At 60.0% G+C, this 25,312-nt stretch carries 27 protein-coding genes and 2 pseudogenes; 12 read left to right on the top strand and 17 right to left on the bottom strand.

Annotated elements, in window-relative coordinates; genetic code table 11:
• Nucleotides 1-41 precede the first annotated feature (41 nt).
• Both IVA91_RS22950 and IVA91_RS22945 read left to right on the top strand, forming a co-directional pair.
• Nucleotides 42-311, top strand: coding sequence for a hypothetical protein (locus tag IVA91_RS22950; RefSeq protein WP_247278872.1), 270 nt, complete (start codon nucleotides 42-44; stop codon nucleotides 309-311).
• A 79-nt stretch (nucleotides 312-390) separates the two neighbouring features.
• Nucleotides 391-759 (top strand): hypothetical protein, encoded by a 369-nt coding sequence (locus tag IVA91_RS22945; RefSeq protein ID WP_247459168.1) that lies wholly within the window; start codon nucleotides 391-393, stop codon nucleotides 757-759.
• Between the two features lie 194 nt (nucleotides 760-953).
• Here IVA91_RS22945 and IVA91_RS36860 read toward each other — a convergent pair whose 3' ends face one another.
• Nucleotides 954-1,082: a hypothetical protein gene (locus tag IVA91_RS36860; protein ID WP_256464968.1), complete on the bottom strand. Its 129-nt coding sequence runs from the start codon at nucleotides 1,080-1,082 to the stop codon at nucleotides 954-956.
• Between the two features lie 85 nt (nucleotides 1,083-1,167).
• On the opposite strand from IVA91_RS36860, the pseudogene IVA91_RS22940 reads away from it, so the two are divergent.
• Nucleotides 1,168-2,325: pseudogene (locus IVA91_RS22940) on the top strand (IS3 family transposase).
• 229 nt (nucleotides 2,326-2,554) lie between these two features.
• On the opposite strand, the gene IVA91_RS22935 reads toward IVA91_RS22940, so the two are convergent.
• The 4 genes from IVA91_RS22935 to IVA91_RS22920 form a co-directional block, all read right to left on the bottom strand.
• The gene (locus IVA91_RS22935; protein WP_247459167.1) at nucleotides 2,555-3,415 is read right to left on the bottom strand and encodes a transglutaminase family protein; all 861 of its coding nucleotides are present in this window, start codon (nucleotides 3,413-3,415) and stop codon (nucleotides 2,555-2,557) included.
• A gap of 25 nt (nucleotides 3,416-3,440) precedes the next feature.
• Entirely contained in the window at nucleotides 3,441-3,806 is a 366-nt protein-coding gene (locus IVA91_RS22930; protein ID WP_247459166.1) for a response regulator, read from the bottom strand.
• The gene (locus IVA91_RS22925) at nucleotides 3,803-5,359 is read right to left on the bottom strand and encodes an HWE histidine kinase domain-containing protein (protein WP_247459165.1); all 1,557 of its coding nucleotides are present in this window, start codon (nucleotides 5,357-5,359) and stop codon (nucleotides 3,803-3,805) included. The genes IVA91_RS22930 and IVA91_RS22925 overlap by 4 nt, the downstream gene beginning before the upstream one ends.
• A 475-nt stretch (nucleotides 5,360-5,834) precedes the next feature.
• Nucleotides 5,835-6,215: a helix-turn-helix domain-containing protein gene (locus IVA91_RS22920; protein WP_247459164.1), complete on the bottom strand. Its 381-nt coding sequence runs from the start codon at nucleotides 6,213-6,215 to the stop codon at nucleotides 5,835-5,837.
• Between the two features lie 62 nt (nucleotides 6,216-6,277).
• Here IVA91_RS22920 and IVA91_RS22915 point away from each other — a divergent pair, with 62 nt between their 5' ends.
• Together IVA91_RS22915 and IVA91_RS22910 are read left to right on the top strand one after the other, a co-directional pair.
• On the top strand, nucleotides 6,278-6,586 hold the full coding sequence (locus IVA91_RS22915; protein ID WP_247459163.1) for a hypothetical protein: 309 nt from the start codon (nucleotides 6,278-6,280) through the stop codon (nucleotides 6,584-6,586).
• A gap of 282 nt (nucleotides 6,587-6,868) precedes the next feature.
• Entirely contained in the window at nucleotides 6,869-7,111 is a 243-nt protein-coding gene (locus tag IVA91_RS22910) for a hypothetical protein (protein ID WP_247459162.1), read from the top strand.
• Nucleotides 7,112-7,558: 447 nt separating this feature from the next.
• On the opposite strand, the gene IVA91_RS22905 is transcribed toward IVA91_RS22910, so the two are convergent.
• Nucleotides 7,559-8,332, bottom strand: coding sequence for an FAD-dependent monooxygenase (locus tag IVA91_RS22905; RefSeq protein WP_247459161.1), 774 nt, complete (start codon nucleotides 8,330-8,332; stop codon nucleotides 7,559-7,561).
• A gap of 802 nt (nucleotides 8,333-9,134) precedes the next feature.
• Between IVA91_RS22905 and IVA91_RS22900 the strand changes: the two genes are divergently transcribed.
• Nucleotides 9,135-9,347, top strand: coding sequence for a hypothetical protein (locus IVA91_RS22900; protein WP_247459187.1), 213 nt, complete (start codon nucleotides 9,135-9,137; stop codon nucleotides 9,345-9,347).
• A 353-nt stretch (nucleotides 9,348-9,700) separates the two neighbouring features.
• Here the strand turns inward: IVA91_RS22900 and IVA91_RS22895 are convergent, their stop codons facing one another.
• Both IVA91_RS22895 and IVA91_RS22890 read right to left on the bottom strand, forming a co-directional pair.
• Entirely contained in the window at nucleotides 9,701-10,333 is a 633-nt protein-coding gene (locus IVA91_RS22895; protein WP_247459160.1) for an NAD(P)H-binding protein, read from the bottom strand.
• Nucleotides 10,330-11,277 (bottom strand): alpha/beta fold hydrolase, encoded by a 948-nt coding sequence (locus IVA91_RS22890; RefSeq protein WP_247459159.1) that lies wholly within the window; start codon nucleotides 11,275-11,277, stop codon nucleotides 10,330-10,332. Before IVA91_RS22890 ends, IVA91_RS22895 begins: the two co-directional genes overlap by 4 nt.
• Before the next feature lie 22 nt (nucleotides 11,278-11,299).
• On the opposite strand from IVA91_RS22890, the gene IVA91_RS22885 reads away from it, so the two are divergent.
• From IVA91_RS22885 to IVA91_RS22875, 3 genes are all read left to right on the top strand, one after another.
• Complete coding sequence (locus IVA91_RS22885) at nucleotides 11,300-11,695, top strand: helix-turn-helix domain-containing protein (RefSeq protein ID WP_247459158.1); 396 nt, start codon at nucleotides 11,300-11,302, stop codon at nucleotides 11,693-11,695.
• Nucleotides 11,674-12,039, top strand: a complete 366-nt coding sequence (locus tag IVA91_RS22880; RefSeq protein WP_247459157.1) for an ABC transporter substrate-binding protein — start codon at nucleotides 11,674-11,676, stop codon at nucleotides 12,037-12,039. The genes IVA91_RS22885 and IVA91_RS22880 overlap by 22 nt, the downstream gene beginning before the upstream one ends.
• A 95-nt stretch (nucleotides 12,040-12,134) precedes the next feature.
• Entirely contained in the window at nucleotides 12,135-12,401 is a 267-nt protein-coding gene (locus IVA91_RS22875; RefSeq protein WP_247459156.1) for a hypothetical protein, read from the top strand.
• A 295-nt stretch (nucleotides 12,402-12,696) separates the two neighbouring features.
• On the opposite strand, the gene IVA91_RS22870 is transcribed toward IVA91_RS22875, so the two are convergent.
• Both IVA91_RS22870 and IVA91_RS22865 read right to left on the bottom strand, forming a co-directional pair.
• A complete protein-coding gene (locus IVA91_RS22870; protein ID WP_247459155.1) occupies nucleotides 12,697-13,710 on the bottom strand; it encodes a P1 family peptidase in 1,014 nt (337 codons plus the stop codon).
• Nucleotides 13,707-14,510, bottom strand: a complete 804-nt coding sequence (locus tag IVA91_RS22865) for an alpha/beta hydrolase (RefSeq protein ID WP_247459154.1) — start codon at nucleotides 14,508-14,510, stop codon at nucleotides 13,707-13,709. The genes IVA91_RS22870 and IVA91_RS22865 overlap by 4 nt, the downstream gene beginning before the upstream one ends.
• Nucleotides 14,511-14,717: 207 nt before the next feature.
• Between IVA91_RS22865 and IVA91_RS22860 the strand changes: the two genes are divergently transcribed.
• The gene (locus tag IVA91_RS22860; RefSeq protein ID WP_247459153.1) at nucleotides 14,718-15,332 is read left to right on the top strand and encodes a TetR/AcrR family transcriptional regulator; all 615 of its coding nucleotides are present in this window, start codon (nucleotides 14,718-14,720) and stop codon (nucleotides 15,330-15,332) included.
• Nucleotides 15,333-15,791: 459 nt separating this feature from the next.
• Here IVA91_RS22860 and IVA91_RS22855 read toward each other — a convergent pair whose 3' ends face one another.
• Together IVA91_RS22855 and IVA91_RS22850 are read right to left on the bottom strand one after the other, a co-directional pair.
• On the bottom strand, nucleotides 15,792-16,667 hold the full coding sequence (locus tag IVA91_RS22855; protein WP_247459152.1) for an NmrA family NAD(P)-binding protein: 876 nt from the start codon (nucleotides 16,665-16,667) through the stop codon (nucleotides 15,792-15,794).
• A 305-nt stretch (nucleotides 16,668-16,972) separates the two neighbouring features.
• On the bottom strand, nucleotides 16,973-17,887 hold the full coding sequence (locus tag IVA91_RS22850) for a helix-turn-helix domain-containing protein (protein WP_247459151.1): 915 nt from the start codon (nucleotides 17,885-17,887) through the stop codon (nucleotides 16,973-16,975).
• Between the two features lie 419 nt (nucleotides 17,888-18,306).
• On the opposite strand from IVA91_RS22850, the gene IVA91_RS22845 reads away from it, so the two are divergent.
• Together IVA91_RS22845 and IVA91_RS22840 are read left to right on the top strand one after the other, a co-directional pair.
• Nucleotides 18,307-18,651, top strand: coding sequence for an antibiotic biosynthesis monooxygenase (locus IVA91_RS22845; RefSeq protein ID WP_247459150.1), 345 nt, complete (start codon nucleotides 18,307-18,309; stop codon nucleotides 18,649-18,651).
• A 133-nt stretch (nucleotides 18,652-18,784) separates the two neighbouring features.
• Complete coding sequence (locus IVA91_RS22840; RefSeq protein WP_247459149.1) at nucleotides 18,785-19,237, top strand: SRPBCC family protein; 453 nt, start codon at nucleotides 18,785-18,787, stop codon at nucleotides 19,235-19,237.
• Between the two features lie 614 nt (nucleotides 19,238-19,851).
• Here IVA91_RS22840 and IVA91_RS22835 read toward each other — a convergent pair.
• From IVA91_RS22835 to IVA91_RS22815, 5 genes and pseudogenes are all read right to left on the bottom strand, one after another.
• Nucleotides 19,852-20,136: pseudogene (locus IVA91_RS22835) on the bottom strand (helix-turn-helix domain-containing protein); the annotation flags it as partial.
• A 93-nt stretch (nucleotides 20,137-20,229) separates the two neighbouring features.
• Nucleotides 20,230-21,435 carry an ABC transporter substrate-binding protein gene (locus tag IVA91_RS22830; protein ID WP_247459148.1) on the bottom strand — a complete coding sequence of 402 codons (1,206 nt, stop codon included), beginning with the start codon at nucleotides 21,433-21,435 and terminating at the stop codon, nucleotides 20,230-20,232.
• Between the two features lie 84 nt (nucleotides 21,436-21,519).
• Nucleotides 21,520-22,404 (bottom strand): VOC family protein, encoded by an 885-nt coding sequence (locus IVA91_RS22825; RefSeq protein ID WP_247459147.1) that lies wholly within the window; start codon nucleotides 22,402-22,404, stop codon nucleotides 21,520-21,522.
• 49 nt (nucleotides 22,405-22,453) lie between these two features.
• Complete coding sequence (locus tag IVA91_RS22820) at nucleotides 22,454-23,650, bottom strand: FAD-dependent monooxygenase (protein ID WP_256466411.1); 1,197 nt, start codon at nucleotides 23,648-23,650, stop codon at nucleotides 22,454-22,456.
• Nucleotides 23,647-25,269 (bottom strand): FAD-dependent monooxygenase, encoded by a 1,623-nt coding sequence (locus IVA91_RS22815; protein ID WP_247459145.1) that lies wholly within the window; start codon nucleotides 25,267-25,269, stop codon nucleotides 23,647-23,649. The genes IVA91_RS22820 and IVA91_RS22815 overlap by 4 nt, the downstream gene beginning before the upstream one ends.
• Nucleotides 25,270-25,312: the final 43 nt, after the last annotated feature.

Below are 25,312 nucleotides of genomic sequence, written 5' to 3'. Positions count from 1 at the left end.
AGAACTTTGCGCGGGCGAGCGTTTGCGAAAGGCACCGGTGCATGACGATCCGTTCCCGACGCGAAGTCGTCACCTTCAACCATCCGTTCCGAATAAGAGGCATCGACCGACAGTTGCCAGCCGGCGTCTACGAGGTCGTCACGGACGAGGAGATGATCGAGAGCCTTTCATTCGCGGCATTCCGTCGCGTTGCTACCGTGATCAAGGTGCCGGCGGAAGGCTCGGCTGGATTGACGATGGAGGCCATCTCGATCAGCCCTGCCGACTTGTCGGACGCGCAGCGTATCGACGCAAGCCCATCCAACAGCTAACAAGCCGCTTGACCTCTTAGCCATCCTGATCTGGACGCCTCATATTTCGAGAGGCATCTGAGAAGGCGGTCGCCTTTAGGTGGCCGGCCTCGGCGAGCACGGCGACAACGCTTGGGCCGCATGTTGCAAAATTGATAGATCGATTCAAGGAAGCGAGATGATGGGCAATTTCACGGTGAGGGTCGCTCGTATTGAGATGATCGAAAGCAACGAACGAGGTGAAGACATTCGTTTGACGTTTCACATCGAAGGGCATCAGACCAGTTTCAACTTGCCGATCTTCCTGAACTCTCGCGAGTTCGACGACACTGAAGTCGTCAAGATCGCTCGCAGCAAGTTACATGATGTTTTTGATCAGCTTTGCAGTCAGTGCCAGGATTGGCAACTATCGGAAGACGAGCGTAGCCAGCTGGCAGGCATTAACGTGCGGCCATCGACGCGGGTCTAGATGTCGCAAGATCCTTCGCTCGATGAAGGTGGCTCTTGCCGAGCTTTGGCCGGAGCTGGGCCGAATAAAGAGGCGGCTGACCGAGGCGTCCTCAATGCCTAGTGCTCACATTTCGATATAGTATAGAAACGCAGAACAAGGGTTCATTCGTCGAGCGCACTTCGACTGCTAAATCGGGCCGCTCACGACGGGTTTCATTTGGCGATCCCGGTCAATGTATGCATCGCCTCTAGTTCGGCGGCCTTCTGATTGGGCAGGCGTAAACCTTGATCGTCTGCAAAGAAGTCTCGGCCACTCTGGATGTCGAAGAAATAGCGTTCCATGACGACTCCCTAGTTGCATGCAGTGAGCTGGCCCCGCAAATCTGATCAGTGCGATAAGTGGAGTTTCTGCCTGACGGCGGGCAAGATTGACCCGCGAGTCAGGAGAGACGATGAGCAGACGAGCAGGTTGAACCACACTCCGGCTTTCAAGGCGAAGGTGGCGCTTGCCGCCGTCAAGGGTGACCGCACGCTGGCGCAACTAGCGGAGCAGTTCGACGTTCACCCCAATCAGATCACATCGTGGAAGGCCCAGCTCGAAGGCAGCGCTGCCGATGTTTTCGGTCCGGGCGGCGGGAGTCGGATCGCCGAACCCACCGTCGACGTCAAGTCGCTGCACGCCAAGATCGGCGAGTTGACGCTGGAGAACGATTTTTTAGAAGGAGCGCTCACCAAGGCGGGATTGCTGAGCGCAAAGCGATGATCGACCGTGAACACGATCTGCCGATCAGCAAGCAGGCGGAAGCTCTGAACATCAGCGGCGGCAGCGTCTACTATCTGCCGCGTCCAGTGCCGCCCAAAGACCTCGCGCTGATGCAACGGCTCGACCGGCTGCATCTGGAGTTTCCCTTCGCCGGTTCGCGAATGCTGCGAGGCCTGCTGGCTGCCGAGGGGTGCAAGATTGGCCGCCGGCATGTCAAAACGCTAATGCGGCGGATGGGGATAGAGGCGCTCTACCGTCGTCCGCGCACCACCCAACCCGAGCCCGGTCACAAGATCTATCCGTATCTGCTGCGCGGTATGGAGATCACGCGTCCGAACCAGGTCTGGGCGATGGACATCACCTACATCCCGATGGCGCGAGGCTTCGTCTATCTGGCCGTGGTGCTGGACTGGGCGACCCGCCGGGTTCTGTCGTGGCGGCTGTCGATCACCATGGAGGCGGCATTCTGCGTCGCGACACGGGAGGATGATGGCCCGTCACGGCAAACCGGAGAGCTTCAACACCGACCAAGGCTCGCAGTTCACCAGCGCGGCGTTCACCGGCGTGCTCACCGACAACGGCATCGCCATCAGTATGGACGGCCGGGGCGCCTGGCGGGACAACGTGTTCGTCGAGCGGCTGTGGCGCAGCGTCAAATACGAGGAGGTTTATCTGCGGGCCTACGAGAACGTCAGCGAAGCGCGTGCCTCGATCGGCCGATACCTCGACTTCTACAATGGCCGCCGTCCACATTCGAGCCTTGACGGCAGCACAACGGATCACGCCTACTTCACCTCGCTGCCGCTCCGCACGGCAGCCTAACCCCGGCAGAGGCTCCACTTATCGATGCGGAGATTCTGTTCAGACAACCGGGACCGGCTCACAGGAAGAGTAAACTCGCCCTCTAAGCGCTTCGACGCCACGGGAGAACGCCTCAGTCAGTGGTAGAGGACAATAAACGGGTGGTCAGATCGTTGCTGGAATCACTCCGCGCGGCTGCAGCCCGACGACCTAGTAGCTTTCTTGCCGATTCCCGCCCAAGCGGCTTCTCTTAATTAGCTGAAACAGTGACTTCCACGGTCATTTTGGAGTAAGTCGATCCCAAGTAGCTTCCGGACACCGGCATCACTTGTCGAATGTCCCGCGCAACAGCAACAGGAATCAAATTGTGGCCTCCTACACTACGGTTGGTCGGGTCGAATGTAATCCAGCCTGCGCCCGGAACGTAGACCTCGGCCCAGGCGTGGGTCGAACCGGAACCCGCTGAGCCCACCCGGCTCATGTCTGGGTCGTATAGGTACCCGGAAACAATTCTACTCCCGAACCCAAGGATACGAGCGGCTTCCACGGACAGCGTCGCCATATCTCTGCACGTTCCGATGCCAAGCTGGAGTGTCTCATCCGGAGAATGAGTGCCCTCGGCATCCCGGGCTTCGTAGCGTATCCACTGTGTGACCCCTTGGTTCAGGTCTTTGAGCAGGGACAAAGTGTCCGTTGTGCTGCCGAGCACAAATGATCGAGCCCACTTTCGTAACGCATCGCCGCCATTCAGGTACTGAGGCGTGGCGAGTGCTCCCAGGTCCGTCCACTCTTCGTCGCTGTACCGGAATGGATAGGAAATGGCCGAGGCAGCAATCGGAAACACGGGCCAAGCGCTGGAGGTCAGCTCAACCTCTGCAACACTTTCAAAAACGAGGTTGTCCGTCATGGCGGTGAATCTAGCCACCGCCACAGCGTTTCCGAAGACGTCTTGGGCCCAGGTTATCTCACAAGAGGGCGTTATTTGAAGATCATGAGAAAGAAGCCGCAGGTCGCGACCTTCGCGAGGGCGCAGCAATAATCGATGCGGGTTGAGGCCGACCGTGCTTTCAAAGCGATATTCCGTCCGGTGTTTTATTCTAAGGACTGTCAACCGCGACTCCTGACCGCCTCAATTTTTACGGTGGCAGGTCGAAGCAACGGCCCAGCCGCCGCGCGTCGACAGGTTTGTGCAGGCAAGGCGCGTCCTTGAGATCCGGCGGGATGATCGCGGAGTCGTAGCCCGTTACCAGGAGAACCGCGACGCCGGCAGCTCGCAGCGCTCTCGCGGGCTCGAAGGTTGGACCCTGGCCGAGGTTGATGTCAACCACTGCGCAATGAGGATGATTGTCTTGTAGCGCCTGCAAAGCCTCCTCGAGGTCCCGACAGGGGCCAAGCACGTGCGCGCCGGCGTCTTCCAATGTTCGCTGCGATTCTTCGGCGATGTAGAAATTGTCTTCGAGCACGAGAACGGAAACGCCGGTGAGCGGATGGGGCGCAATCATGTAGCGACCCCTGAAGGTTGAATGTTGCGATAGGCGACCGGACTGTCGGATTGAAAGATGCTCTCTCCCTGGGCGAGCGGGAATGCGATTGTGCAGCAAATCCCATCTCGTTGGACATCCACGCTCCCCTGTCCCCGCAACTCGTAAGGTACGCGTTTGGTGATCAACTCGGTCCCGAACCCGACCCGACGGGGTCCTGTAGCCGGAATGACGGATACGCCATGCTCTTGCCAGGTCAGGCGGAGCCAATCCTTTTCTCCGTTGCGCTCCCGCGACCAAAACACATTCAAGTGGCCGTCGGGCTGGCCCAGGGCTCCGTACTTCAGCGCGTTCGTGGTCAATTCATGGATCGCCAGGGTGAGAACTTCCGCCGCCTTCGGCGGCAGCGTCACCGCGTCTCCTGAGATCGTGAGACGCTCCTCTGCAACCGCGTGAGTGAGGAGCTCTTGGCGGATCAGCCCGTCAAGATCAACCCCAACACCTGCCCCGCGGGTCAGCAGTGCCTGTGTCCGTGCCATAGCTGTGATCCGGCCCTCCAAGTCACGCCTGAATTCTTCAACAGAGGCGCCATCGCCCTTGGAAACGATCGATCGCACCATGGCCAGTACGTTGCGAACCCTATGCTGCAATTCGGCGAGGAGAATGCCTTGGCGTTCTTCGTTGCGCCGCCGCTCGGTGGTGTCCTGACCGATCTTCATGAATCCGCGCACCGTGCCCTGCGAGTCACGCAGGGCCACGGTTTGGCCGTCGATGAACACCCGGCTTCCTTCCTTCCGCCGGTGCCACCTGACGTTTGGCGCGGCGACATGCTTCCGAGCCCCCTCAGTCTCCATCACTGGGACCCCGGCCTCCTGGTCTTCGTCAGTGAACAGCACAGCGCCGGACTGTCCGATGATCCCATCGGCCTTCCAGCCGAAGATCGCCTCGGCGCCGGGGAACCAATCGGTGATAATATCCTGCGGGTCGCTAAGAAAGATGGCGTAGTCGCGGGCGTTCTCGACGATAAGCCGAAAGCGTTCCGTGTTGGTCTCAGTCTCGCGGATTTTCCGCAGCCGGTCGATGACCGGGCCAAGGATCATGGCGTAGGTGCGCAGAAACTGGATGTCGCCGTCCCCGAACTCACGGGTCTCGCGCGCATCGACCTGCAGCAGTCCGAAAGCATTGCCCCCCGGCAGGAAGATGGGCACGTTTACAAGTGCAACGACACCATGAGCCTTCATGAAGTCCGGAAAGTCGAACCGGGTCTCCTTGACGATATCTCGCGTGACGACCGGCTCGCCCTTGTCGAGGGCATAGCTTTCCGATGAGCGTTGATTCAGGGGGATGCGGGCCTTGCCAACAACGTCCGGTGCCCAACCGACGCCCGCGAGGACGACGGCGCTGCCCCGCTCGCGCTCAATCTCCAAAACCTTTGCAAGATCCGTATTCAGGGCATCGGCAATCAGCCGGCATCCCTCCGTCAGAATGGCTGCAAGATCCTCGCAACGAAGGACGAACTCACCGAACTTTGCGAGCGCGCGCTGGCGATCACTAGCCTGATTTCGACTGGTCAACGCCGGCCCTCATTCGGAAATTGTTGGTCCCGGGAAGAGTATATTCCGAACGGTGGCCAGAGTAGTCGGTTCCTCTCGGCGCCTCGTGGAACTATTCGACTTGGGCCGTCAGCCGGGGCGACCGAGAACCGGCCCGTCGCCCGACGCGCGTCGAACGGCGGACCGTCCCGGGTGGATAGCGCGTCTAGATCGCGCCACAGACCAACTGCGCAACCTCTTCCTTCAGCGTGTAGTTCCTATCATGCATCAGCAGCGTTAGTTCGCAGCAACGCGATGTCGAACAGTCGGTGTCGGCAAGGTCGAGGACAAAATTGTCATGGTCGAAGGCTTGAGGGACAGGCGAGCGTTGCCGTCGCTCAAAGAGCCGTTAGGCTCCTCCGGAGGACGTCTGCTCTACCGCCCGCTCCAGACATGCCGCTGCGCTGCCGACCACGAGATGGGCCACGACTAGAAGTCGCGGAGCGGCGCACCTTTGTCACAGCGAGGAATTCTGATGGAGATAGGTCGGATCGAACTGGCCCAACCGTTCCAGCCGCTCCTTTTCAAGCAGATAGAAGGATTTCCGCTCCGTCGTGACGAGACCCTCGTGCCTAAGCTGCTGGAGGGTTCGGTTGAGGTGGACGACAGATAAGCCGAGGCAATCGGCCAATTCGACTTGCGTGATCGGAAGCTCGAATGAGCCGTTTGCGGTCCGGCCGATCATTTCAAGTCGTGCATGAATCTCTGCAAGCAGGTGCGCCATACGAGGCAGCGCTTGCCTGCACCCGACGTTAATGATCCATTCTCCGAAAATCGCTGAATCGATCAGCGTCTCGCGCCAGAGCGCGGCCGATACGTTTGGCCGCCGGCGGATCAACTCGCGCAGCGCATCGTGCTGGATGAAGCCTAGGGTGCAATCCGAGAGGGGGCAGTTAGGTCATGATCCATGACGTGCAGGTGCAGAGCCTGAAGGTCGGGGATTTCTCCCGGAATATGAATCGAGAGAATTTGGCGTATTCCATCCGGCGTGAGCTTGGACCTAAACGCAAACCCATCCACGATCAGGCAGGATTCCGAAGGCCGACCACCCTCGGGCACGAAGCAATGATGGGCCGCTACCCGCTGGCCGCGGATAGGAAGTTGTTGAATAGCCAGAATATCGTCTTGATCCAGCCGATTGTTCTTTTTGAGTTTCAGGACGAGCGCAGCCGTCAAGGTACTGGGCATCACACGCCACTCCTTGCTTGAGGAAGCTTGAGCCGGCATGGAACTGACCGCTCCGACCGACAAGGCGGGAGCACAACACTCTCGGCCGCTGGCGCCCAAACTTCAGCCAGCGGTGAGGTGATAAGCATAGGTTAAGAGGACGGGCGGCTCCTGCGACCAGTCGGATCGACAACGAGTCCTGGCTCCGCCTAGCTAGCGAATGGCAAAAGCTCGCGGACGAAGCCGCGAAACGCTAGAGCCAACCAAGCCCCTTGCGTGAGTGGGGACGATAGGAACGACAATCAATCCCCCGGCTTTCCCTTGATGCCCCGCTATTACTTCGATACCCGCGATAACGAGAGGTTCATTCCGGATGAGACCGGGGTGGAGATCGCCACGTTGGACGAAGTGAAGCTGGCCGCTTCCCGAGCAATGGCAGACTTCGCCAAGGACGTGCTGCCTGGTTCGGTCGTCCGGACTCTGGCAATCGAAGTTCGCGGTAAATTCGGCCCCGTTCTGCTGGTCTCGTTGCGCTTTGAAATCGAACACGCAACGGCCCGCAATTAACAGGGGCTGGTTTGGAGCCAGCATCCGACACTCGTGTGCCTCCTTGCGAAATCTGGCAACATCGGATTCGGTCATCGTGGCTAAATAATGCACAAACTCGAACTAGGCATCAAAAGATAGCCCGCTGGGCCGGAAACAGCCTGTCGGGCTCTTTTAGGTCCGAGCCTGTGCTTCAGCCATTCCGCTCCTGCTTCTCGTTGCCGGCAGGTCTCCTGTTCGCACCTCAGTTCATCTGCGCGGTTGTCGCGACAAATAGGCGATAGTCGACGGTTGCGATCGGCGCCTGAGACAGCTTCGGATCTTGGTTGTGTGCAAACGGATAGGTCGGCACGCGGCCGTGGTCGCCCATCATTGCGGGCGGCCGATGTTGTCGCGTCGGATCGTCCAATGGCGGCCAAAGTGGGTATCACGATGCGGTATTGCGCTTTTGGACGCACTTTCCGGCCTTCAGGAGGCGCGGATGGCTGCAATCAGGCTCGGTTTGCCGACGATGATCTCGATCATCTCGGCATCGGTCCAGGGCCGCGGCCGATCGTCCTTCTGCTCGCCGATCTGGATGATGGACAGCCAGCGGTCGCGGCCGTTGGTGTTGAGAATGCCGGCGCGCGGCGGCACGCCCGGCGCTTTTGAGTAGACCTGATAGCCGGCGGCCTCGCGCGCCAATGGAAAGCGCGAAAGATCGGCGCGCCAGTATTCGTTCTGCAGCACCGACAGGCAGGCCGGTCCCACCATGTCGATGCCGGCGGCCCGGCGCGTCTGGCCGCCGGCGCCGTCGCAGGCCAGCAGATACCTGGCGTGCCAACGTTCGCTGCGGCCGGTTTCAACCGAGCGGATCTCGCAGATGACACCGTCCTCGACTCCCTCGAAGTCGACGAATTCGGTCGAGAATTGCACCTGCACCAAGTTGGAATGCTCGATGACCCGGTAGATCTCCTCTTCCACCGCATCCTGCGCCACCAGGCATTTCCATGCCGGGGTCTGCCCGAGGTTGGGCTCCGGGCGTGACCGGCTGATCTCGCGGCCGGCGATGCTTTCGACCTGCACGAACATGTCGGAATCATCCTGCAGCCCGCGGTCGCGGATCGCCTGCTCGATCCCCCATTGCCGGAAGATCTCCATGGTGCGGACCCAGCAGCCGCGCGATTTCGGATGATCAGTTGTGGTTGGGCTCTTCTCGACGAAGACGGCGTCGATCCCGAAGCGGTCAAGCAGCAGCCCCATGGCCGTTCTCGGGGATTCACCAGGAAGTGGCGGCAGGCACGCTGTCGGCGGCTCTCAGGGGTGCTCCGCGGCAATGTCCATTCTCGTTTGATTGCATTGCGCAGCCACACCCTGGCCGGATCGATCAGTTAGAGATTATCAGCCATGAAGCTTGATTAGAAATGCCGTAAACCGATGCATCCCTTGGCTTCCGCCGGCGAGATCAGGGCAAGAGCGAACAGGCAGGCAATGGCCGAGATCGCTTTCATGATCCTTCTCCGAACCAATGGCGTCGATGGTCAAGTCGCCTGAATAATGGCCGTTCCGTTTGGCCCCTGTCGACAGATCGGTGCGTCGCCGCAGTCGATGGAAAGGTGCATGGGCGCAGCCCCGCCTTTGGGGGCTTCTTGGGGGCTTGGGGGCGGAGCCACGCAGGCCGCCTTCGCGCGCAGACCCGAAGAATCAATCCGGAACAAGCGCCCTCGTTCCTTACGTCGGAGGACCGGAAGTTTTTGGATCATGAAATTCGAGACTCTCGCTGCGGCCATCGTATGATCCCTTCCAGGGGTTTTAGGGATGACTGCCTCGATCAACGAGCGACCGATGTGCCCGGTATGCAAACACCGGATGGCGTTAGCACGCATCTCTCCCGGCCAGCGCGGTTTCGAGGAGCGCACCTTCGAGTGATCGACCTGCGAGCGCACGCAGGTGGTGCGCTTCGCGGTGGATCCGATGCAGACGGACGCGGTCGGCTGGCTCGCCGGCGAACTGAAGCCGCCGCGGTGAAATTCGAGGAAGGCTTGCTCGAGTGGAGGGTAGCGTGATGGACGAGGACTTCTGCAGAGAACAGGTGCAGCGCATCCGCGCGCTGGCCGAGCGGGCCAACCCCTTCACCCGGCGCCGCCTGCTAGCGTTGGTCGGCCGATACGACGTCAAGGCGGGCGGTCCGTCGCGCCCGTCGAGGGTCGCGGAGCGGCCGCTGCCGGTGCGCAGCACGCCACCGGCAGCGATCATCGCAGGGTCTGGCGAGGCATGACGAAGGTCAAGCGGGAGGTCTGCGGTCGAACATGTGCTGCCGAGCGCCCAACGACACGTACACCATGGCTCGCCGTCTGACCATGGTCCCTCGACCATAAAGCGGCGGGCCGCCATAGAAGAGGACCGATAGGAAAACGTGATCGATCCAGCCTTTCAGGATCGGCGGCATAGAGAACCAGAATATCGGAAAGATTAGCACGAGTGCACCTGCAGCAAGAATCTTCCTCAGTCCGCCCGAAATGTCGGCTAGCGGCGATATACTAGGTTGCTCGCAAGTCTGCTTCACCCTGAGACCGCCATCTCGCATCCATCAACACACTCTTTTCCGAGCCGCGCGACATTCGGCTACGGTCAGTAAGCGAATGGCGCAGCTTCGACCCATTCATCTGACGCAACTTGATCGATCATTGCCGTTGCAATTGCCAGGTAGGATGAGATCGTCTGGGGCGGCGGTGGGTCCAGTGCGAGAGTGTAGTCGGTCGCGGCCTCACCCTGCATCAGGGGAACCCTGAGCACGGTCCAATCGAGGCCTGAACTCTCGAGAATCCTCATGTGCTTCTCGCCGTCGATCACCAGTTCAGGAATGACCTGCATCAGCTGTTCGCGGCGCGCACGTAGATGTGGATGCGGGGCGCTGCGCTCTTGATCCCGCCACGCAGCCGAACCAGTAGCTGAAACGATCCGTCGAATACCCGACGCGGCCATCGCAGGAACAAGGTGTTGCATTGCGGTCGACGTGACATTCTTGAGGGGGGCAGCCGCACTGCCCAACGCAGAGATGACAGCATCGACACCGCGAAGGGCATTGCTGACTGCTTCACCGTCGTAGACGTCGCCGCGGAACAACTCAAGGCCGATATGAGAATCGAGAACGTTGTCCCTGTGAATGAAGGCGCGTACGCGATGGCGGTGCCCGAGCAATCCGTCAACGATTCGTCGGCCAAGCCTGCCACTTGCGCCGAGCACGAGAACAGATCGGCTCACTTGCGACCTCCGTTCGTGGGATTTTCGGCCAAGAAACGTTCGATCGGGAGGATTGCCCGAGCACCGAGTTCCTCAGGGACATTGTGGCCAACGTCGCCATATCGTTGCGTACTGTGGCGCGGGAAAGCGCGTTCCCAGCGAGCCAGCACATCACCCGACAGACCTGCGTCCTTCATCCCCCACAGTAGCAGCATGGGCAGATTGGCAAGCACGTCGTGACGCTTCCACACCGCTTCCAGCCAATCGCTCTCGCCGATAATCGCTCGCGGGAACACCCACGTTCCCTTGCGGGAGCGAGGCGTCGGAAACGGCGATACGAAATGGCGCCGAGCCATGTCCGACAGATTTGCCTTGTCGCCGAACGAGGCCGGCATAAGCACCCTAGGGAAGAGGTTGAAATACCGACATAGAAACCGCCCGAGCGGCCCACCAGCCAGATTGCTGAACATCCGGATGGCCTTTTGATCTTGAACCGACCAGCACCAACTGTTGTGAACGATGAGGCGCGTGACCAGTTCTGGATGATCCAACGCCCACGCCATGCCGATCGGGCCTCCCCAATCGTGCATCACCAACGTAACGTTGCTGAGGTTGAGCGAAGCCAGCAGCAACTCAAGATTTCGCACATGGAATTGTGGAAGAAGCGACTCTTTATAAGGCTTGTCCGAAAGACCAAAGCCCAAGTGGTCGAGAGCGATACAACGATGTGTCCTTCTAAAATGTGCAATTACCCGGCGATACTCGAATGACCAACTGGGGTTACCATGAATAAATATGAGCGTTTCGCCGCTACCCTCCTCAATGTAGTGCAGCCGCCCACTTGGGGTTTGGAAATATCGCGACTGGAAGGGATACTCCGAGCTGTCGAGCCAGGCCGGAGGATGAGGATTTTTTGAACCGGTTTGTGCCATGATCAAAGCATGGCGGGAATCGGCCGAGACCATCAACGCACCGTGAGGTAACTACATGCACGATGAACGAGGATCTCTGGTCGAACAGATCATGCCGAGCTTCTCTGAGGCTGCCGCGACTTGCCCGCTGGAATCGGCAATCGAGGTGATTGCGGGGCGATGGAAGTTATTGGTTTTGCGATCACTATTCCTTGGCGGTCCACAGAGATTCAATCAATTGCTTCACTCCGTGGCGAGGATCAGCGCCAAGGAGTTGACCAGAAATCTGCGCGAATTGGAGAATTCCGGATTGGTTGAGCATGGGCCAACACCTGCCCACGGGACCGACGCTTATCACTTGTCGGTGCTGGGGCAGAGCTTGCTGCCCGTTTTCAGGGAGATCGGTTCATTTGGCGAAAGGCTGAAAAAGCGGAAGATGTCGCGAGGTTCATGGCTAAACCGCCACCCCTGACGAGCAAGCGCACGATCCAGTGTGTTCTCCGAGGGTCGACATACCAATCCACAGCCTGCCTGAGCAACTCGCTCACCACGGGACCAGTAGCCAAAGACGGGGGCATTTCACCGAAACTCGGTATTTTTGACAATTTGATAGTCCGCGGCGGCATAAAATCGTTCGAGGACCTGAAGGGCAAGCGCATCGCAACGGCGATTGGCATTCCAGGGCATGTGTTGGATACTGCGCTTCGCGCCAACAAGGTCAATCCCGAGGAGGTCGAGCACGTCAACCAGACCATGCGGGCAACCGTAACCACCTTCATTTCCGGCGCGAACCGTCGCGCTTCGGGTCCCCTTTAACGTCACGGTTCGCGACAAGTGCCCTGCGCGGTCAAGCTCGCGGATGCCTCTGCCTATTATCCGAAAGCCGCGATCATCGGCGGTTGGGCGGGCTGATGGCCGACATCAATGAGAGGCCAGAAGATGTTCACCTCCAAGGCTGGAAGCGGATGTATTCCGATGGCACGGTGACCAACTGGCGACAGCAATCGACAGATTTTTTCGTGGCCAACGCAGGAATCAAGGACTTCACGCCTGCGAGCAAATACTTTGATCCGAGCCTCTCGCTTGAAGACAGTGACGTAGACACCAGTACACTGAGGGTCTCGGTGCCGGACACCACCTGTGCGGCGCCCTCCATCTTTCTGGATTCCGGTCCGTAATTTTGCTCTCGTACCCGGAACGTGTTGAGCACCGCAGTTGAATACCGCTTCTGCACGATCAACTGCGCTGCCGCACTCTATTGCCCATAACGGCGCGGATTTACGACCTCAGGCAGGCTCAACCGGTCTCAGTACTTGATCAAAGGATCTTCAATGCGAGAGAAATTTGTTAAACTACGCCAAGCCATCCCATAGCGGCCTGCAGCACTACTTCCACGCAATCATATGGAAGATGTTTCGGCGTGATTTCCAAGTACAAGTTCTCAGAACTGACGGTCAAATCCCGATAAAGGTTTTATCGTCGGCCGCTTCCGGGGTCCGGCGCTGCGTGGACCTCACGCCAGCTTGGCGGCGCCACCCCGTTGGTCAGGGGCGTTGCTTCATAGATGCCCCTGGCGATGGCACGCGCGAGGCACTCGGCCGCCATCATCCCGATTTCGGTGAGGTCAGCGAGGCTGGGCGTACGCGCGGCCCGACCGGTCGTCGCCGCGAACACGATGTCGCCGTCCATCGGGGCGTGAGCCGGCCGCAGCGAAAGCGCAAACCCGTCCTGGGCCATGATTGCGACGCGCTTCATCTGCGCCTTGGTGAGGGCGGCGTCCGTGACGACCACGCCGATGGTCGAGTTGGCCGGTGCGCTGCCCTTGATTCTCATTTGCAGATCTTCTCGCGTGGGTTCGCCGCCCTGCCCGAGGCCGCCGAACTCCGCCTCGCGCTCGTATGGCGCCGCCCAGAAGTGCGGACCCTCGCCGCGTGTGGCGCGTCCAACGGCGTTCACGCCGACCAGCGCACCAATTGCGAAGCCATTGGAGGTGACGGCGCTTGCGGATCCAAGTCCACCTTTGAGGTCATAGGTGGTCAGGCCATAGCCGACTCCGGCCGTGCCAAGGGTGAACGTCGCGCTCGCAGTGCTCGCCGCCTGGTAGCCGAGATCCCAATAGGGTGGTCGGCGTCCCCAATCCTTGTTGCCTCCATTGGCAAGATCGAAAAGGATCGCGCCGGGGACGATCGGCACACGCGCGGGGCCGACCGGAAGCCCTCGCCCGAGCTCGAGCAGGCGCGCTTGGACGCCGCCCGGTGCATCCAGACCGAACGCCGAGCCGCCGGACAGCACAATGGCATCGACTGATGACACCGTCATCTCCGGCTCGAGGAGGGCACCGTCGCGAAGGCCCGGCGCGCCGCCGTGGATCGCAATCGACGCGACCGCCGCCTGCTCGAAGAGAACGACGCTCACTCCGGAGGCAACACGCTTGTCCTCCGCGTTTCCGACGAGGACGCCATCGATGTCAGTAATGAGATTTTTCATATCAGCTCCTGCTTAGCATCCTGTGCAGTGAGGCGTTCAACGTCATCCAGCGGCATGGCCCGCAGCCGTCCGCCCCAAAAATCCCTGAGCACGTTAGCCAGTTCACGCGGATTGTCTTCCTGGACGTTATGGCCCGCGCCTGGGATGTTGAGCCATCGCCCGTCGGGGAATAGCGCGGTGAAATCGCGGGCAGCCTCTTCGGTGACGATCAGGCTGTCGCCGCCCCTGGCCAGCAGAAACGGCGCGGCCATCTCGTGGACCCGCGCCTCGAAGCCCGCGAGATGGCGCAGGATCGCGGCAAAGTCCGTTGGGCGACGGCGATCGCCTTTCCAGACCAGGCGCCCGTCATCGCCGCGCTTCAGCAGGACGTTCATCCGATAATTCAGGCGCTGTGGATCGCTCTTCGGACTGGCCGCAAGCCCCATCTTGACTGCTTCGTCAATCGTCGAGGCGCCGCGAAAGTCGGTTATGAAGCTGCGCATCCGCGCGGTTGCGGCGAAGATCGGCCGTGAGATGACATCGACCATCGTGAGGCTTGCGGTGCGCTCCGGGTGGCGCAACGCGAACTCGCAAGCCACGATCCCGCCCAACGACATGCCGACGAGGTGCGCGCGTTCGATCTCCAGTCCGTCGAGCACAGCCACCACGTCGCTCGCATGGCTCTCGATCGAGTAGTCGTTAGCCCAGTCGCTGGCGCCGTGGCCGCGTAAGTCAAGCGCGACGAGCCGGAAATCGGCTCGCAACGCAAGCGCGACGTAATCCCAGGTGCGGGCGCTGAGGGCGCCGCCATGCAGCAGCACCGCAGACGGTCCTCGGCCGCCCCAGTCGAGGGCGTGGACGTCCTGTCCGCTCGGCGTGCGGAGGCGGCACGACCGCGGCGGCGCAAGGTCGGTAAGGCAACGCCGAGCCGGGTGGCGATAGCCGCCAGCACCTCGGGATACCAATCCTCCATAGACAATTTCCTTACTTAGGATACCCTAAGTAATCCCTATACTGGAAGGATGTCAATGGCGACGAGACAGCGTCGATCCCCGCAGGCCGCCAAGTTCGCGATCCTGGATGCCGCAGAAAGGCGACTGCACGACGAGGGCCCCGAAGGCGTACGCATTCAGCGCATTGCGGCGGATCTCGGCATTACCGACGCCGCGGTCCACTACCATTTCGGCACCCGCGAAGCGTTGATGGACGCCCTGCTGCGCCGGATCGGACGCCGGCTAGTGGACGATATCGACGCCACCATCGAGGGCTGGGCGCCCGGCCAGGTCGATGTCGCAGCCCTCGGCCGACTGTTTCAGCGCGCCTATGCCGACGAACGGGCCGCCAGGCTTGCGCTCTGGCTCAGCCTGGCGGGCTGGCGGCCGAAGGGATCAGGGATGCTCAAGTCGCTGGTCGAGCGTGTGCATCGCGCGCGGATCGAAGCCGCGCGGAAGGCCGGGCGCAAGGCGCCGCGGCTCGCGGCGACCCAATACGCTATCGCTCTTTTGAGCGCGGCCCATATGCATGCGGCGATGGCAGGTGACGCATTGCTGGCGAGCGTGGCCGAAGACCCCGCCGGCCTCGACCAGCGCGGCTTCCTCAAATTCGCAGTCGAATTGATCGCGCGCCATCTTGCTGAGGACTGACCAAAACGAGAGGCTCGTGAAAATCCGTTCTCGTAGTCGGCGACGCAGAAGCGTCTCGCAGCTCAGCAATATTGGGGCACAGGTGAGTTTCCCATGTCGCTGAGATGTCCACTTGATTGAAGGATTGAAGCAATCGCGGCTGAGCATCGGTATCTAAGATATCGCGCATCTAAGACATGTCATTCGAACGGCGTTTTTCTGGCATAGGGATTGACCATCGGCGAAACTGGCTTGGTGGGTGTGCAAGTAGCTGTCACCAGGCTTCCGGATCGCAGCGTTGGTGCTGAGAAGTAAAGGTGTCCTTACCTGCTCTATGGCCACGGTCGGCCAAGCGGTTTGATCTCACGAAATCGCAATTGCCTTCGCCTCGAAGGTTGAAGCTCGCAATGAATGCGATGAAGCCTATGAGGTGTAGGAAGTTACTCGCTTAATGGCGCTCCCCGCAATTCCCTCAATATGTCAACTGGTCTCGGAGCGGGCTACGAGATTATTGATATAGAACTCGAGCGTCGTGGCACCTCGCCATACATCAGCAGGCATGTCGAACCCATTGTCGAGGCTCAATTCCGTCATCCGGGTGTAGGATAGAGCGGCCGCCTCTGAGAACCCGAGCTGCAGAAACCCATGATACCACTCCGCGCGAGGCTTCACCTCAACACCTATCGGCCGTCCAAGAGCTTCGGAAAAGGCCCTCGCGACATCTGCGGTTGAATAGCGCTTCGGACCTTCCACATAGCGCACACCCGCATCATCCGTGTCGGACAATAATCTGTCTGCGGCGAATCGGCCAAGATCCTGCGGGGCGACCATTGGAATGGGAAGATCAGCGGGAAACATAGTAGGCAGCTTGCCAGTTCTGCGAACGGTGTCGAGCAGGCTATCCCAGTTGCTCATATAATACGCTCCTCGATTTATCGCAGCTGGGATCGTTTGCTGCCGGAGGCCCTCCTCGAGTTCCCACAGCGTGTTCAAATCGCCGATCCGGTCGCCTGACTGCGCGCCGCCAGTTGACACCGCCACCACTTTTTCCAGCCCTGATCCCGCCAGCGCTTTCAGAATGTTGGCCACGGTGCGTTTCTCCACGGCGTCGGTATCCGTAGTCGGATCAGCAGGAGGATTGAGAAGCAAGGCGCGGCGACCGCGGCAAAGCGCGGCATGCAGCGATGAAACGTCATTGATGTCCGCCTCAACAATCTCGGCCCCCTTCGCACACCAGCCGCTTGCGCGGCCGGAGCAACGGGTGACAATTGTAACCGCCTCCCCCAAACTGAGCAGTATGTCCGCTGTTGCAGAGCCAACGTGTCCGGTGCCTCCCATGATGACATACATCTGCATTCCTCCATTCATGTCACGATGGATCGCACATCGCAGCGACAGTTTCCGCGAGTCGGCAGATAAGAGGCTGCGGTGCGACAACCGTGGCAGACAGTCCTAGATCTCGGCGTCGGCGAGCCGGCACTCCTTGCGGCCCCAACTGTCAAATTTCAGCGACTATTCACGCACCGCGGCATCACAAAGCATGGCGATGCCGTCCGGGCCTTCGTCGGCCGTCTCGAGCAGATTGACGGCGTACTGAGCCGGTGCGCGGGGGCGCGACGCCGCTCATCGCGAGTCAATTCGACTAGGTTCCGCAGAACTGCTCAACTTCCGCCGTTGCAGACTGTTCGGCTCTCATCTCGGCGAGTAGCAAGTACATCGCAATCCCTCTCGGCGCTCGACAGTTTCGCTGAAATGCTGGCAGAGTCTCGCAACGAAATATTGTAAAAATGCGGCTTGGCGCGGGCCAGGGTAAGATGCTGCACAGGTGAGCCCAATGCGAGTTCAGCAAAGGCATGAATAAAATGCGCCTGATCATAGAAGCCGTGTGAAAGTGCGGCATCCAGAATGCGGGCAGACGGGTCGAGCAACAACTCGCGCATGACATGTTGAATTCGACTCAATTTTCGAAACTCTACAGGGGTCTGGGCCGTCAATGTCTTAAAGCGGCGCTCCAGTTCGCGTCTGGTCACCCCGAATCGGGATGCAAGTTTGTCTATCGAAGCCGCAGCATGATGTCGGTAAATAACCGAGATCGCATTCTCGACGAGCTCATCCGAGCGGTTGCGCCGAAGTTGTTCAAATAGGAAGCACTGAAGAGCCTCCAGTGCGCCTGCTTTCGAAGGAGCATTTGACACATCGAGTGAAAGTTGACGCCCTGCGCTTTTCCAAAGCTCCGTGACTGATAGGGTTCGGTCGATTAGATCCCCGCCGGGGATGTCGACGAATCTATGCATCCGTCCAGCTCGCAACCGCACAGCGATAAAACCAATATCGCGTTGAGCGCTTAGCTGAATGGGCCTTCGTCGCACGCAAACCAGATGCGCGCCGTCGAATACATGATCCTTGCCTTCTCGGACTTGGCTGAATGGCATGCGATAGTGGAAGAATATCTCTGCACCGGTCCCGGGCAGCAACGTGGGTAGCTCAACAATCTCTTGGCCGATACTTTCCCATCCCCACAAGCGTTCGACGTAGGGGCGCAACGGCGCAATCGGGACGATATTGAACCTATTCAAGGCTTGTCGCTCCTGAACCTTTCAATGCTACTCGCCGAGGCCAGAATACTGGTGTTCGTCTCTCGACGAAGCCAAAGTTGACTTGGTCGCCGGCCTTCCTTTGGCGCACAGTCCTAGCAAAGGTGCTCCATCGAAATTGTTATTGCAACTCTTCTAAACGCGTTACCGCGATACAGCAGCCTTGATTGAGGTCATGTGAAGACGCAGGTGGGTTGTCGGTATCTTTGGCCTCCGGCAAATCGAATTCTAGCCGAAACTCGATCAAGTGGCCTTGGTGAACAACCAGCTGAGGCCCACGGTCGCTTGTCGCAATTTTACAATACAGCTTGGCACATCTCCGAGAAACTGCGGCGTTAAGTACCGCCGCACGCTTCGATTAGACACGACCGTCAACTCATCGGTTTAGAAAGCAGCCATTCATGATTGCCGTGATTTTTGAGTCTTGGCCGGCTCCTGGAAAGAAACAGAACTATCTAGATATGGGTGCTGCCCTCTCCGCTCATTTGGAATCGCTGGATGGATTTGTTTCAATCGAGAGGTTCCAGAGCGTCGCAAATCCGGAAAAGCTTCTGGCCCTTTCAATTTGGCGGGACGAGGCGGCCGTCGACAGTTGGCGGAAGACTCAAATTCACCGCGCTGTGCAGGCGAATAGTAGACGCGACGTATTCAAGGACTACCGGCTCCGCGTGGCCACCGTCATACGCGATTACGGAATGTTCGATCGCGAGCAAGTGCCTATAGACAGCCGTGATGCACACGGCTGAATATGCGCTCCGATTGTCCTGTCTGCAGGCCATGCAGTTGGGGTTCTGCGTGCAAGCTGCGACTAGGCTGAGGGGCTTGAACAAGCGTCAGGCGTTGAGACCGGAAAATTGAAACGGGTGACTGGAGAAGCGCATGAGTAAACCGGAGTTTGTCTATGTAACCTACGTGGAGACCTCGCCGGAGAACCTGTGGGAGGCGCTGACGTCGAGCGAGTTCTCCAAACGCTATTGGTTCGGCATGGAATTGCGAAGCGACTGGAAGGTGGGTTCGCGGCTGGCGCTCGTCATGAACGGCATCTCCACCGAGACCGGAGAGATTCTCGAGGCAGATCGGCCAGGGCGGCTCTCCTACACATTCAGGCATGTCACCAACGAGGCATATCGGAACGAGGGGCCGTCAACGGTTGTGTTCAAACTCGAACAGCATGGCAGGTTCGTCAAGCTGACGCTGACCCATGAAGGGTTCGCTGAGGGCAGCAAACTGCTCGAAGGCATCTCAAAGGGATGGCCTGCCATCATGTCAAGCCTCAAGAGCCTGCTGGAAAATGGCACCGCGCTGGAGATTCCTCTCTGCGCGCTCGGTTGAAGCACATCGTTAGTCGCATGCAAGAGATCTTCCAAATGCCCGCTCGAACATTGCAGACTTGCACTGCCGCATCCGCGCTTTTGGCTCGTCAGCCTTGCAAAGTCCAAAGCTAAGGGCGCAAGTTAGCCCAGCATTCCAGTTGAACTCGCTGGTTAATGTTGAAAGAACTAGCCCGCGCCGACACCGCACTTATCACTCAGCCCTTGGCCTTGTGTCGGCCGCCCCCTTCTGCGGGAAAACTCGCAACGCCCCCTTTTCCTAGCGAGCGAGGTATCGACCCGGCGTCACTCCAAACTGTTTTGCGAATGCGTCGGTAAAGCCAGCTAGACTTTGATAGCCGCAATTGAGAGCGGCCTCGGTGACGCTTGCGCCCCGACGACAACCCGGCAACGGCATGAAGGAGACGAGCCTTTTGCCGCCATGCCTCGATCGTTAGTCCGGTCTCGCGGGGGAACAGGCGCTGCAGAGTCCGCAGGCTGGCCCCCGGGAGCGATCATCAATGACGAACTTTCTCGGAGTACTCAAAGCGCGAACTGGTCGAGTTGATCCACCTGAACGCCCGTGCTCCGCTCCTGCATCCCAGCGGAGGCCGCTCTTTCGCAGTTTCCCGCGAACAACGAAGCGGCGAGAGCAAGGGCATTGGGACCTATGGTATATTTTTGATCTTGCGGAAGGTAGGTGAGTTGGCCGATCCGCGTGAGACTCAGCGTCAAACGAGAGACCGTCGATCGAGGAAGACCGCAGCGGTCGGCGATTTCCCTGTTGCCGAGGCACCTACTTGGACCGTCGAAGCAGCGCACGACGTCGAATGCGCGTGACACGACTTGTATCACCTCTTTGCTTTGCGTGACGGCCGAAAGCCCCTCTTGTGACGTCAATTTCTCAGATCGACGTCCCATCGCTTACGCCTCAGAGATCCAACTGATATTGTCTCGCGGGTACGCCACTCCGCCCGGCTGCGCGCCGCCCGCAGCGATTGTAGTCCCCATGCGTCAGGGCAGGTCCATGAGTTCGCCGACCGCATCCCAGCCCGTTCCGTTGAAGCGCATTAACCGAATTTGCTTTATGGGCGCGTAATCCTGACCGGTCGTGTTGAGCGTGATGCCGGGCAGCAGCAGTGATAAGGGAACCTTTTTTAGATTTGTCGCTTGCCGCATCAGGTTCTCCCGCGTCAGGTCGTCGCCGCACTGACGCAGAACCGCCACGATAGCTTCACCGACAGAATATCCGAAGGCCGCATTGGGATCGTATGGATCGATATCGGGAGCATAGGTCTTGAGGGTTGCCAGATACTCCTTGACCGCTGGATCGTTCTGCCACGTCGGATCTTGCAGATCCTTGAAATACGTGCCGGACATAACGCCGACCGTTCTATCTAGTCCGACCGGCTTGAACGTAACTGCGATCGAGGCCGCTGGCACGTCGATGAATTGGAGCGGCTGCCAGCCAAGTTCGTGAACCTTGCGCAGTCCTTGCGCCGCAAACTTGGAAATGCTGACATGGAAGAGGACGTCGGCACTGCTGGCTTTGAGGCTGACGATTTGCGAATCGACCGTCGGATCGTTCACCTCGTACGCCCTCTCCGCGACCACGAACTTGTCGACCTCGGGACCCAGGCCCTTGCGAATTCCACTCCTTCCCTCTCTGCCGTACTCGTCGTTCTGATACACGATGGCGACCTTGGCGTTGGGCCGCGCTTCGCGAATGTAGCGCCCGTATGCCTCGCCGACCCTTTCCGCAGAGAGGGTGAACGGCATGGTCCAGGGAAACTCCTTGGGCTGAAGGAACCGCGAGGAGCCCGACATGATGAAGATTTGAGGCACCTTCTTGAGGTTGAGATACTTTTGGATCGCCGCGTTCGGTGCGCTGCCGAGGGATCCCGCAATCGCGAGAACCTCGTCCGACTCGACCAGTCTCCGCGTTTGCTCGACGGTTTTCGGAGGGCTTAAGCCGTCATCCAGCGAAATCAGCGTTATCCTCCGTCCATTGATGCCGCCGGACTCGTTCACCTTCCGCAGCAGCGCTTGCGTGCCGCCCGCGGTCGGAATACCGACTGCCGAGGCGTTCCCGCTATATGCCATGGTCTGCCCCAACTTGATTTCGGTATCGCTCACGCCCGGACCGTATTGCGGCCCCGCATTGGCAAGAGTCGCAGTGAGGCAGGCAGCCGTCACGGTTAATGAAAACACAGCTTTCACGGACTTACTCCTGGGTTTACTTGTGCGCGTGATTGGGCTGGCGACAAACGATCATGTCAGCCGGCTTGACCTTGAAAATGCGCGCTATGCCTTCCGGAAATCGAAATCGTACTTGGTGCCCCAAGTTGTTAGCGTTCCGCGCTGCCAGACTTGGGGCTTGAGCGGCAAGGTTTCATGCCACGGCCGCGGCTCGAACCAGCCCAGTTCGGGAATGAGTATGTCCATATCGGCGTAAAGCTCGACCAGCACCTGATCGGGATCGAAGTGATAGGACGCGAGATTGTGGCCCGCCGTGTGGCGCGCTGGTCCCCAGACGATTGGAATGTTGTGAGAGCTCAAGAAATCGGCGGCATCATGATGATGGCTGCGGCTCTTCAGCTCGAATGCGATGTGGTGGAGCTTTCGGAGCGGCGCATCGACCACATTCAGGACATGATGGTCGCGGTTGCACGTCAAAAAGGTCGCGCCAGGATCGATGCGATCTGTCATCGCAAAGCCCAGGGCCTGTTCGAAGAACTTTACCGACTTGGCCGCTTCGGGTGACATGATGGCAATGTGACCCAGCTTGTTGGGCACGATGCCGTGGGTGGCGAAGCCGGGCGCCGGCAGGCTCATCTCCGCATAGAGTTGCACTACATGGCCGCCGGGCTCCACCACCTCGACGAGCTTGGTCACTCCCGGCCGCGCATCGGTTTTGACCGATGTCCCCAGTCCCTGTTCACTTAGGCGCATCGCCCAATCCTCGATGGATACGTCCCTGGTTACCTGCAATCCAACACATCGCAGGCCGGTCTCCGCGGAGACGCGCAGTGCGATGTTGTGATGGTCCAGCCCGAGGCTGAGATAGGCCGAACCGTCAGCGGCACGCTCGGTCACCTTGGCACCGATGACTTCGGTGTAGTAGAGCAGCTCGGGTTCGATGTGTTGGGTCCCCAGTTCGACGAAACCCAGCTGGAATGCTCTCGGCATGGTGTCCTCCGTATCTGCGGCACGCCGGTTCAATCCGGCGCTGCCAATATCATGAAAGCGGTGCGGCGGGTTGCAGCCGTTCGGCGTCGAAGCCGAAAATCGCCTCCCGCCGTGGCGACAGCCCGACCCAGGCCGCCATCTCGGCATCCCTCTTCTGCTGCTCGACGCCGTCGACGAGATGGAACGTCGTCGCGTTGCCGCGCGCCGCCAACTGGATCGCCGCGGTCCTGGGCTTGCGCCATGTTTCGTAGTTGGCCAGCGCCTCCGCTACGCCAGCCGGCGCGATCCCGGTCAAACACGCGGCAAGCGTTGCCCCGTCTTCGATCGCCTGCGCAGCGCCCTGCGCCATGTAGGGCAACATGGGATGGCAGGCGTCGCCCAGCAGTGTGACCCGACCTACGCTCCAGGCCGACAGCGGGGGCCGGTCGAACAGCGCCCACTTGAAGGTTTCGTCGACGGCTCCCAGGATCTGATGGATCTGAGGATGCCAGCCGGCATAGCATCGCTTGGCGTCTGCGACGTTGCCGCGGTCGTTCCAGGATTCCCGATCCCAGCTGTCCTGCTCACTGACCGCCACGAAGTTCAGGAAGCGGCCGCCGGATACGAAGTAATGCACGAAGTGTCCGCCCGGCCCCATCCAGTTGGTCGCGCAATGCTCGAGATTGAGGTGGGTCAGCCGCTCCGCGCGCGCGAGCCCGCGATAGGCGACGTTGCCGGAAAACCGCGGACGCTCGTCGCCGAACAGCACTTTTCGCACCACCGAATGGATGCCGTCGGCGCCGACCACGACGTCACTGTCGATCGCCGTGCCGTCATCGAAAACCGTGGTGGCGCCAGCATTGGTCTGCCTGACATCGACGCAGCGCCACCCGGAATGAAGACGCTCCGCCGGCAAGGCCGCGGTGAGGATCGACAATAGGTCGGCGCGGTGGAAGTGGTAGTACGGCGCACCGTAGGCCTCCTCGACCGCGCGTCCCAGTTCCTCGCGTCCCAAGATCCGGCCGTCGTCCCAGCGCTTGATTTCGACATGCGACGGCTTGACCGCGACGCCGCCCAGCGCGTCTGCCAGGCCATAGCGATGCAACAGCCGCGTGGCGTTGGGGCTAAGCTGAATACCGGCGCCGACCTCTGACTTGCTGGCGACCTGCTCATAGACGTGGACGTCGCAACCGGCGCGCAGCAACGCCAGCGCAGCCGCGCTGCCGCCGATGCCACCGCCCACTACCGTAACTTTCAAACCGCTCATGCGACGGCCCCGCAGCCGAGTGCGCGCGCCAGGATGCTGTTCGCATTCGCGGTGGACGCGTCCGACCCGCGCCAGGCGATATGCTGGTCAGGCCTTACCAGCAATACATCGCGACCATAGACCGGTTCGAGGGACGGCTCGTTGAGGTCGAGAATCTGCAGCGGTATCTTCGCTTTCCGTGCGGCGCGTGCGAAACCGCCGCTGTCGGAGCCGCCTAGATTTATCAATGTGAACCACGGCCCTAGCCTGTCAAACAGCGCACTGCCGTCGCTCAGGAAGGTGCTTGGCAGCCGTGCACCAGGCATGGTCGTCGGGGTGTAGCGTACCGGATCCGTCGGCGGCTCGACATTTGGTTCGACGGCGACGATGGGCGACCCGTGATAGACGTAGCCGAGCTCGATGCCCCAACTTTCGTTCTCGGCATTCCCAAGCTCCGCTATCCGTGACGCGATCTCGCTGCGGCGCTCCGCGCTGACCGCTTGTGTGCCCTCAAGATCACTTCTGTAGGTCTGCATAATGTCGATCCGGACCCTGGTGTGCCGAGCCGACGCTTCGCGATTGCGCAAGCCCACCGGACGGCGCTCGCGCTCGTACGAGGCCAGCAGGCCGGGGCCGCCAAAACCGTGGATCGTTGCCGCCAGCTTCCATCCGAGATCGACAGCGTCGCCAATTCCCGTGTTCATGCCGTAGCCCCCAGTCGGAATATACTGGTGGACGGCATCGCCGGCGAGAAACACGCGGCCGCGGCCATAGGACTGCGCGAGCAGCAGATGCGGCGTCCAGGCGTTGGTTATCAGAATCGCATGGTCGAACTCCCTGCCGACGAATTTTCGCAACACCGTCCTCGGATCGATGTCGCTGGGCGCAACCGCGGGATCCTGGCGGGCCTGGACGGTCCAGATGTCTCTGTCATTCTGGGCGATCATGGTACCGAAGGGGGACTGGTAGTGCCAGGCGATGCCCCACCGCTGCAGGATTTCGCGCGCGTTCGAGTAGAAATGGACCATCTGGAAGATCCCAACTCGCGGCGTACCATCAAGCCCGACGTCGAGTAGCTTGCGAACACGGCTTCCACCGCCGTCGCAGCCGATCAAATAGTCGCAACGGACGATCTCCGCCCGATCGTCTTCGGAGTTGCACAGCGTGACCGTGACTCCGGCATCGTCCTGCTTGAAATCCTCGAAAGTCCAGCCGAAGCGCACGACGGCGTTCGACTCGGCGTCAACCGCGCGTTTCAGAACCGGCTCGATCTCCACCTGCGAGACACGCATCGCCGGTTCCCGGGACTGAGTACCGTCGTTGGTCTCGCGAATCTGACGGCGCGCCTGTTCGGGACTTGGATAGCGGAAGCGGTGCAGCTCGTGCCCGGCAAGCGAAGTGATCCAGGACACGTCGAACGGATGATGCTCGGGCACCGCGACCTGGCGCAGGCTCTCGGCCAGTCCAAACTTGCGGAACAGCTCCATGCTGCGGCCATTGGTGATGTCCATCTTGGGATATCGGGTCGTTGTGGCATTGCGTTCGACGACCATGACCTGGATGCCGAAGTAGGTCAGAACTTTTGCCAGCGTCAGCCCCACTGGCCCGCCGCCCGCGATTAGAACCTGGGTCGTCTTCATCGGAACTCCATCCGAACGCACTCGAACTTAAGGGCGCAACGTC

This window comes from Bradyrhizobium sp. 153, assembly GCF_023073835.1.
In the GTDB taxonomy this organism is placed as follows: domain Bacteria; phylum Pseudomonadota; class Alphaproteobacteria; order Rhizobiales; family Xanthobacteraceae; genus Bradyrhizobium.
The sequence above is the reverse complement of the archived record's forward strand: the minus strand, read 5'-3'. Positions and strand labels throughout refer to the sequence as shown.

What these genes read in the sequence shown, in the direction of transcription:
- IVA91_RS22900 (WP_247459187.1), top strand. Translation starts at nt 9,135, where the DNA reads ATGGACGAGGACTTCTGCAGAGAACAGGTGCAGCGCATCCGCGCGCTG.
- IVA91_RS22875 (WP_247459156.1), top strand. Translation starts at nt 12,135, where the DNA reads ATGGCCGACATCAATGAGAGGCCAGAAGATGTTCACCTCCAAGGCTGG.
- IVA91_RS22855 (WP_247459152.1), bottom strand. Translation starts at nt 16,667, where the DNA reads ATGCAGATGTATGTCATCATGGGAGGCACCGGACACGTTGGCTCTGCA.
- IVA91_RS22910 (WP_247459162.1), top strand. Translation starts at nt 6,869, where the DNA reads ATGCCCCGCTATTACTTCGATACCCGCGATAACGAGAGGTTCATTCCG.
- IVA91_RS22840 (WP_247459149.1), top strand. Translation starts at nt 18,785, where the DNA reads ATGAGTAAACCGGAGTTTGTCTATGTAACCTACGTGGAGACCTCGCCG.
- IVA91_RS22950 (WP_247278872.1), top strand. Translation starts at nt 42, where the DNA reads ATGACGATCCGTTCCCGACGCGAAGTCGTCACCTTCAACCATCCGTTC.
- IVA91_RS22930 (WP_247459166.1), bottom strand. Translation starts at nt 3,806, where the DNA reads ATGATTGCGCCCCATCCGCTCACCGGCGTTTCCGTTCTCGTGCTCGAA.
- IVA91_RS22825 (WP_247459147.1), bottom strand. Translation starts at nt 22,404, where the DNA reads ATGCCGAGAGCATTCCAGCTGGGTTTCGTCGAACTGGGGACCCAACAC.
- IVA91_RS22820 (WP_256466411.1), bottom strand. Translation starts at nt 23,650, where the DNA reads ATGAGCGGTTTGAAAGTTACGGTAGTGGGCGGTGGCATCGGCGGCAGC.
- IVA91_RS22915 (WP_247459163.1), top strand. Translation starts at nt 6,278, where the DNA reads ATGATCCATGACGTGCAGGTGCAGAGCCTGAAGGTCGGGGATTTCTCC.
- IVA91_RS22880 (WP_247459157.1), top strand. Translation starts at nt 11,674, where the DNA reads ATGGCTAAACCGCCACCCCTGACGAGCAAGCGCACGATCCAGTGTGTT.
- IVA91_RS36860 (WP_256464968.1), bottom strand. Translation starts at nt 1,082, where the DNA reads ATGGAACGCTATTTCTTCGACATCCAGAGTGGCCGAGACTTCTTTGCA.
- IVA91_RS22870 (WP_247459155.1), bottom strand. Translation starts at nt 13,710, where the DNA reads ATGAAAAATCTCATTACTGACATCGATGGCGTCCTCGTCGGAAACGCG.
- IVA91_RS22860 (WP_247459153.1), top strand. Translation starts at nt 14,718, where the DNA reads ATGGCGACGAGACAGCGTCGATCCCCGCAGGCCGCCAAGTTCGCGATC.
- IVA91_RS22845 (WP_247459150.1), top strand. Translation starts at nt 18,307, where the DNA reads ATGATTGCCGTGATTTTTGAGTCTTGGCCGGCTCCTGGAAAGAAACAG.
- IVA91_RS22890 (WP_247459159.1), bottom strand. Translation starts at nt 11,277, where the DNA reads ATGGTCTCGGCCGATTCCCGCCATGCTTTGATCATGGCACAAACCGGT.
- IVA91_RS22815 (WP_247459145.1), bottom strand. Translation starts at nt 25,269, where the DNA reads ATGAAGACGACCCAGGTTCTAATCGCGGGCGGCGGGCCAGTGGGGCTG.
- IVA91_RS22885 (WP_247459158.1), top strand. Translation starts at nt 11,300, where the DNA reads ATGCACGATGAACGAGGATCTCTGGTCGAACAGATCATGCCGAGCTTC.
- IVA91_RS22905 (WP_247459161.1), bottom strand. Translation starts at nt 8,332, where the DNA reads ATGGGGCTGCTGCTTGACCGCTTCGGGATCGACGCCGTCTTCGTCGAG.